The following is a 7,015-nucleotide window of genomic DNA, read 5'->3' on the forward strand; positions in this document are numbered from 1 at the left end:
ACCTTGTACAGACCAACCCGCTCGTAACCACCTCGCAACTCCTTCTCGCTATTGTACATGGAGGTTACCAGACCCTCGTCCACGTAATTATCTATCACGCTCCAGTTCTTCCGATCCTCCTTGTCGAGAAACTTCTTGTAAGGGTGAGATTTCAACGTGTCCATGTAAACGATTCTGGCGTTCCTGCTAGAGGCGTGGTTGTACTGGTTGAGTAAATAGTAATACACGTTCTCCATTATGGTGACTTGTTCTTTTAAATCGGCAACAGACTGTACCGTGTAATTCGAGTTAAAACTGGCAACATGATAGATACCAGAGATCCCGTTTCTAAACCTACCCGCTATTTGCCACACGTCCGTTCTGGGGTCAAGCATGGAGTGGGTGGCGTGCGATAAATCTGTTACCATGATCACGTGAGGTCGTTCTTCCATTTCTATATCAAGGGCGCAGAAGAACCTGCTCGTGAAGAAGTTGTAGCGTTTCATGTTATCCTCGCTCCAGTTATCACGGGCGTTCATGAATCCCCTCTCGTTCAATCGTTCCACGCTTTTGGGGGCACAGAACACGGTGGATTCCTCCTTTATCCCCAAGGCGTTCATCATGGAATCTATGACGTCTGTCGAGTTTATGAAGAAGCATATCTTCCCGCTACCAATATGCTCGATCACTTTCTTGGTCGCCTCCAGCACGTTGTTCGTGGGGCAAAAGTGCAAGGTCTTCCTCACGTCATAAGTGGGCTCGATCTCCACCACCTCGAAGCTTTTAAACCTTGGATCGCTAAACTCTACTAGCGTGGCGGAAACGAGAGCCTTGTTTTTAAACTGGAAAAAGTCATCAAACGGTAAGGTTATATCCTCCCTGTAATCCACGTCCTTCACGATCTTGTGACATTCATCGAACAAGAGAAAGCATTCCTCGTGCATGTTCACTCCTAGAATCTCGAAAGCTTCTTTCACTTTCTGGAAACTCTCTGGGGTGGCGAGTATCTTGAATAGCTTGTTTGCCTTCATGCTTTGGCGCAGGTAAGCTACAACATGGGTGGTGTAAACACCCTCGTGCACCCCGAACAAGTTGTCTTCCCCGTGTTTTGAACATTTACCTTTTATGACGGGCACGTTAGGCTCTATGATTATGGAGTGACGGTTCGCCTTGATCTCCCCACGTGTGGCACCGCATCCAGTGATTTTCTTGCGTAACACGGTGTTACTTGGGATCACGGGTAACACGTCTGACAGGTATTGATTCTCGTTTATGTAGACTTTCATCCCACTAGCAAGCGAACGGGTTCATTATTGGCTTTCAAGTACGCTAGTAACTCTGGCGTTCTCTTTAACTTGAAGTATATCGTTCCCCTCTCGCACGAGGCAAGGGCTTTCACGTGTCCAGTCGTTTCTCTTAACAGGGGAACGTATTGTATCTTGGTTTTACCCTCTACCAGTCGTTTAAAAACAGGCAACTCCAAAGACTCTCGAACATCTACCTTGTTCGGCTTGATCCCGAAGTCCTCGATCTCTCCAAGTAACAAGTAACCCAGTAACCATTCCAGGCTATCACGGTTAAGCCAGTAAGAGAATCGTTTCACGCCAGAAGTGGTGATGATAGCGAGGGGCAAACCACGGTAATCCACGCTAAACTCTATATCCAGATCGTGACCGTGTAACATCAAGGATTTGACAACCTCGTGATTCTCAGCATTATCTTTAAATTGTAAGTTTGGTAAATGTAATTCTACTTTCATGGTTTCGGGGGGCTTACCGTAACAAAAAGAAGAGGGAGTAACCCTCTCCCTTGTCTATTTTTGTTTAAATGTTTGCCTTAACACGAGGTTATTATCAATCAAGAATCGTTCTAGTTCAGGTGTACGCTTGATACAATACTCGACACTCCCTCTTTGGTGCCAGATCGAGGCTTTCATGCAACGTTCCCCCCTGAAGGTCATGAAGTCCGTTTTAAAGATAATTCTTTGCTTGTTCTCCACTTCCATTTTAAACAAGGTAAAACCGAAATCTTCCCCCTCGTCAGCCTCGTAATCCTCTTCTCCCGTTAGCTCGATCTTGTCAGGGAAACGGGCATCAATTAACTGGTAAACGTATTCCAGAATTTTCTGGTCCACGTAAACGTTAAAGTGATATTTACAGTTTTCCCGCTCTACCGTGATCTTGAAAGCTCGTTTCCCGTTTATCACGGTTGGCATTACGGAAGGCTTGCAAGTGTCAAAGTTTATCGCGTCGAGCTTGTTCAAGCTTTCTTGATTAAATTGTTGTAATAGCGTGATAACATTATCTTGTTGTCCTTGATTCCGTGCTTGTTTTGCCAAGTCACATTTGATCGTGTTTATTAAAGTTGCCATATACTCTTGATTTTAAAGTTTATAATTCTGTTTAAATGGAAGGGGGGAATATCCCCCTCTCGTGATCACTACCTAAGGTTATTTGTTTTTAGGTAGTCCTCCACTTCCTCGTTCAAGGTCAAGTAAAATTCAATCACGAACTTACCGCTCATTGTGATTCTTGCAGGAACGTGAACCACATCTTCCTTTACCACGTCATTGCCGAAACAGATTCTAAAACCGTTCTCGTACATTAGTTTAAAAACCTCGAAGCCAAAGTCCTCTTCCTCCCCCGCTTTCCAACCAGTAACATCATAACTACCAATCTCGCTTGGCTCTTGCCCGCAACAGATTGAAAGAAGAGCGTCAAAGAGCTCTTGATTTAACGGGAGTTTGATCTCCTTGTAGGCTCTCGCCCCAGTGGTAGGTACATTAACGATCGCCATTCTTATTCCACTTTTAGTATTATAGAAGCGAAGGGTTAGAAAACTAGCCGCCACGGCTAACGCTTTCAATTGCTCGAAAGACGCTTTCACTTTTTCATCGTTACTCTTGTTTGCACCTTGTGCCAAAACTGCGCTTGATACTAACTTTGTTGCCATAATTTTAAATTTTTAGTTATTAAAATTCTATTCCCAATCACTGACGAGGTGCGCACCATTCATCGTTGATCGTGACACAAAACTACCGCTCCAAAGAGGGCAAATCCATAAAGAATAATAGCTGTTTGAAGTCCTATTCTTTAGAAGATCATAACCTGTCAGAACTCTCGTTTCGTGTTGCAAACTAACTTCAAATCGAGAGGTTAAACCATAAAGAATGGAGATCATTTAGAGGTCTATTCTTTAGACTTGCTCTCTTTTATCACCTGTTTGCAATGGCAAAAGTGAGATTATTAGAAAGGGTAATCCATAAAGAATGAAGCCCGTTTGGGAGTGTATTCTTTAGATTGCTGTTTAATAATACAACATGACGTTTAATGACAAAAAAATCCCTGTCACGTTGGATTGTAACAGGGAATATAGCTCGTAACAGGATGATCTACCATAGGTGACCTGTGAGGTTATTGGGTGAAGTCTTGTACTCGCTGAATGGTTTGATCTCCCATTTAGGTTGATAACCTTGTTTTTCGAGATAGGCTATTTTACTCCCAAGGTTATTCACGTCATCGTTTTCTTCCTTTAATCCTAGCATGAAAAGAAATTCGATGGTCAGTTCTCTTGCCTTGCTTTTAGATTTGAATCCTGCATGATCAATTAACAGGCGATAAGTACCCATCATGATTAAATCATGCAAGACGGGAGATTTACGTCCCTTGGGGTTGGCGTATATAGAGCTTAATTCTTCTTCCGCTTCCCTCTTGCTTTCTATCCCTAGATAAGTATGCAAGTAATCTTCTAGTAAACTGGTAAACCAGAAAGCGGTGTTGTCTATCTCTACCCGTTCCATTCCACATTCTATTCTTATAGGTTTTGGCAACAAGGCTTCTGATTCCTTCGGCAGATCATCCACTCGTGGGCTATCAAGGGCAAGGCTTACTGGCACCTTCTTCTTCTGGCTGATTCGTCCCTTTAACAAGGTTAGTAACTTTAGCATTTCTGGTCTGATATGCTTGAAGTAATTGTTTGCCTCGTCCCAAGATTCCAGCTCGTCAATGGTCATGCTGGAAAAATCTTTGGTCACGTTCAGTTTCTCGTGCTTGCGGTATAGTATGGCAAGCATCCAGAGAGTGTGGAATATCTCTCCTTGATTAGTGAAGGGGGCGAAAGGTTTGAACACGGAAACAAGTTTTTCAAGTAAAGTAGTGTCACTCTCTTTAAAGTATATACTTGGTAAATTGTTTAACTCCCATGCAAGCTTGTCTTTCTCGTTATCTTGCCAACCCGTGGTTTTCTTGTAATCTCCCAGCGTCTTGTAGATACTTCCGAAGCTTTTGTCTATGTCAGTTTCGATCATGTTTCTGTTGTAGGCGAAATAGGTTGTTAGCCACGGTTCTAATTCTAAAAGAGTTGAAACAGGGAAGAGTGTATCAGTTGCGGTTATCATAGCCAGTCCATTTTAACAAGTTCACGAGGATAAAGGTAAAAAAAATACCACCTCCCCGAATCGAGGAAGTGGTATAAAGTTTCAAAGTAGAACCTTTACAGGTATATTAACTCCAGTTTATAACAGGTTAGTCATTGCTTCATCTATTTGTGTATTCTCGAAACTGTCCAGATAGATTTGAGTTACTTTCTCCGAGCTATGCCCCATAGCTTCTGATATAATAGAGGTGTTTACCCCCGATCGTTTTAACACCGTGGCGAATGAATGCCTTGCAACATACGAGGTCAGTTTCAATGATATATCCAGATATTCCCCTATCTTCTTCAAATACTTGTTTACATACCTTGTTTGGTAATCTAACTTATAGTATTTCTCCTTCATCGTTTTCTGTTTGGTATCATCGAATATTGGAAAGACATAATCTGTTTGCTTGTGCTTTTTCTTGCTATACTTCTTGATTATATCCTTCGCCATAGGTTGTAAACGAAATGAGATCATTTTCTTTGTCTTACTTCTCCGAAACTGTAACCTCTCGTTATCTATAACATTAGCATACTTTAGAAATGCAATATCTACAATATTAATCCCACATCCTAGATAGCTAAACACAAATATATCTCTTGCAAAGTCATAGAGAGGGAATGTATTCTCGTCTGAAATACTTTTCAAATCCAAGTTTATAATCCTTTCAATGTCTTGTTTAAGAATTGCCCTTTTAGATGTTTCCTCCTTGTACTTTGATACTTTAAACTCGTTAAAAGGATTCATGTCTGCTGGAATAGTTTTACTAACAACGGCTCTATTAATGACTGCTTTCAAACCTCTCAACCTATTTCCTATCGTATTCATCCGTAATCTCTTCTTTACTTTCATCCATGCTGCAAAGTCATTTAGAAATACCGTATCAATACTTTTAAGTTCAATATCTGTTCCTTTTGTAAATGCCATAAGACAATTGAGACAACACCTGTAATACCTCGCATTCTTGATATGATCTGTCGCCTCCAGCTCTTCAATATACCTGTCAAAATGTTGCTTTACATACTCTTTTTTCTCCTTCTCCACCTTTTGGCGTTTCTTCTCCCCAAACTCATCAAGAGATAATACCCTTCCTTCCAAATTGGCCGCCATTATCTTCTTGTCGATTTCCTTTTTCTTCTCATCTATTACAAGATCATAATACCCCTTGTTGGGACACTCTTGAAGTATTCCCTTGTTTTCCTCATCCCAGTAGTCTATTTTCAACTTTAATCCTAAAGAGAGCATCTTTCTCTGATCTCCTTGGTTTAACGTTAAATACAAAGTAGCCTCACCTTTCGTATTCAACCTAGTGCGGCGACAATATAATCCAATTGTAAAAACATTACTTTCCATGACAAATTACCTCCTAATTTATCACGAAATAAGATCAACACAATAACAAACAAGCATAACCAAAACCTTGACCACGGAAGACGACAATCCATTAAACACATATATATCAATACATTAGCATAATAATTGTGCGATCTGCAAAACCGTGTACAGCAGTTCAAATCTGCTACCGACCTCAGGGAATCAGTCACTTACAAAGTGACTGATTTTTGTTTATGGAGTGTTTAGGGCCCTAATTCCAGGCGCATAGTAAAAAAGCTGTGTATACGGATATAAGTTTGTACCTTTGCAGAAAAGAAAAACAGGAATGGAAAAGAACCCGTACATAGAGTTGGCAGAGTGTCTACTGCCGGAAGAGATGGTTGAGTATTTTGAAGTGGTCAAGGTAGAGAAGACCCCAGAGACGCTTGATGTGACTCTTGAGGAACGCGATACAGGAATTGACGGCAACGCTGAAGGTCGGCTTCGTCCTAATGGGTTTTACGAGGAGAGTACAGTCAGGGACTATCCGGTTCGTGGCCGCAAGATGACGTTCCATGTGAAGCGTCGCAGATGGGTCGACAAAGAGACAGGTAAAAGCGTATCAAAGCGCTGGGATATAGTGGCTGAAGGCACCCGCATCTCGAAAGAGTTCGCGGCTTTTTTAAAAGATATGCTTGGACAGGTACCCGATCACGGGCCGCTCTCTTGAATGGTTCTTTGATATTGACGGGGATTTGTTTGAACGTCAATACAAACGGCATCTGAGTGGATATTGGAAGTGGAAAGATACTCCCGAAGGGAAGCACGCGGAACGGTGGCGAGTCTTCCCCGAGAACATGGGTGAGCATCTGAGCATCGATGAGACATCGCTCAGCAACGGAGAGCTCTACACGATAGTCACCAACAAGAAAGCGCGTGGCAGGGAACATTCATTGGTTGCCATTGTTCTCGGCACCGATTCTGATGAAGTTTTGAGAGCCCTGAGACAGATTGACAGCGGGGCGCGCCGTAAGGTGACAGAAGTCACCCTTGATCTGTCCGACAGCATGAACCGCGTCTGTCGCTATGCCTTTCCCGGGGCCAAACGTGTCATTGACCGCTTCCACGTGCAGAAGCAGGTACTTGAAGCCGTACAAGAAGTGAGAATTGCTCACCGTTGGGATGCAATCAATGCCGATACCGAGGCCCGAGAGCAGGCCAAACTGACAGGTGAAAAGTATGAACCCGCGCGCCTTTCCAACGGCGACACGCTCAAAGAGCTGCTTGCCCGTGGACGCTATGCCC

The 7,015-nt window shown here is 42.7% G+C and carries 8 protein-coding genes; 2 read left to right on the plus strand and 6 right to left on the minus strand.

Features of this window, described 5'->3' with window-relative positions; genetic code table 11:
* From AB5542_RS20710 to AB5542_RS20735, 6 genes are all read right to left on the minus strand, one after another.
* The coding region (locus tag AB5542_RS20710) for a hypothetical protein (protein ID WP_368243426.1) at positions 1-1,265 on the minus strand (1,265 nt) is incomplete at its 3' end.
* Entirely contained in the window at positions 1,262-1,738 is a 477-nt protein-coding gene (locus AB5542_RS20715; RefSeq protein WP_279040860.1) for a hypothetical protein, read from the minus strand. The genes AB5542_RS20710 and AB5542_RS20715, both read right to left, overlap by 4 nt.
* A gap of 54 nt (positions 1,739-1,792) precedes the next feature.
* Complete coding sequence (locus tag AB5542_RS20720) at positions 1,793-2,350, minus strand: hypothetical protein (RefSeq protein ID WP_279040862.1); 558 nt, start codon at positions 2,348-2,350, stop codon at positions 1,793-1,795.
* A 68-nt stretch (positions 2,351-2,418) separates the two neighbouring features.
* On the minus strand, positions 2,419-2,931 hold the full coding sequence (locus AB5542_RS20725; RefSeq protein ID WP_279040863.1) for a hypothetical protein: 513 nt from the start codon (positions 2,929-2,931) through the stop codon (positions 2,419-2,421).
* Between the two features lie 439 nt (positions 2,932-3,370).
* On the minus strand, positions 3,371-4,375 hold the full coding sequence (locus AB5542_RS20730; RefSeq protein ID WP_279040864.1) for a hypothetical protein: 1,005 nt from the start codon (positions 4,373-4,375) through the stop codon (positions 3,371-3,373).
* A gap of 117 nt (positions 4,376-4,492) precedes the next feature.
* Positions 4,493-5,749 (minus strand): site-specific integrase, encoded by a 1,257-nt coding sequence (locus AB5542_RS20735; protein ID WP_279040867.1) that lies wholly within the window; start codon positions 5,747-5,749, stop codon positions 4,493-4,495.
* A gap of 307 nt (positions 5,750-6,056) precedes the next feature.
* On the opposite strand from AB5542_RS20735, the gene AB5542_RS20740 reads away from it, so the two are divergent.
* Together AB5542_RS20740 and AB5542_RS20745 are read left to right on the plus strand one after the other, a co-directional pair.
* Entirely contained in the window at positions 6,057-6,440 is a 384-nt protein-coding gene (locus AB5542_RS20740; protein ID WP_087421483.1) for a hypothetical protein, read from the plus strand.
* On the plus strand, positions 6,406-7,015 hold a 610-nt coding region (locus tag AB5542_RS20745), incomplete at its 3' end, for a transposase (protein ID WP_368243428.1). The genes AB5542_RS20740 and AB5542_RS20745, both read left to right, overlap by 35 nt.

This window comes from Butyricimonas sp. RTP31003st1_G1_RTP31003_210430 (genome assembly GCF_040920905.1).
Taxonomy (GTDB): domain Bacteria; phylum Bacteroidota; class Bacteroidia; order Bacteroidales; family Marinifilaceae; genus Butyricimonas; species Butyricimonas paravirosa.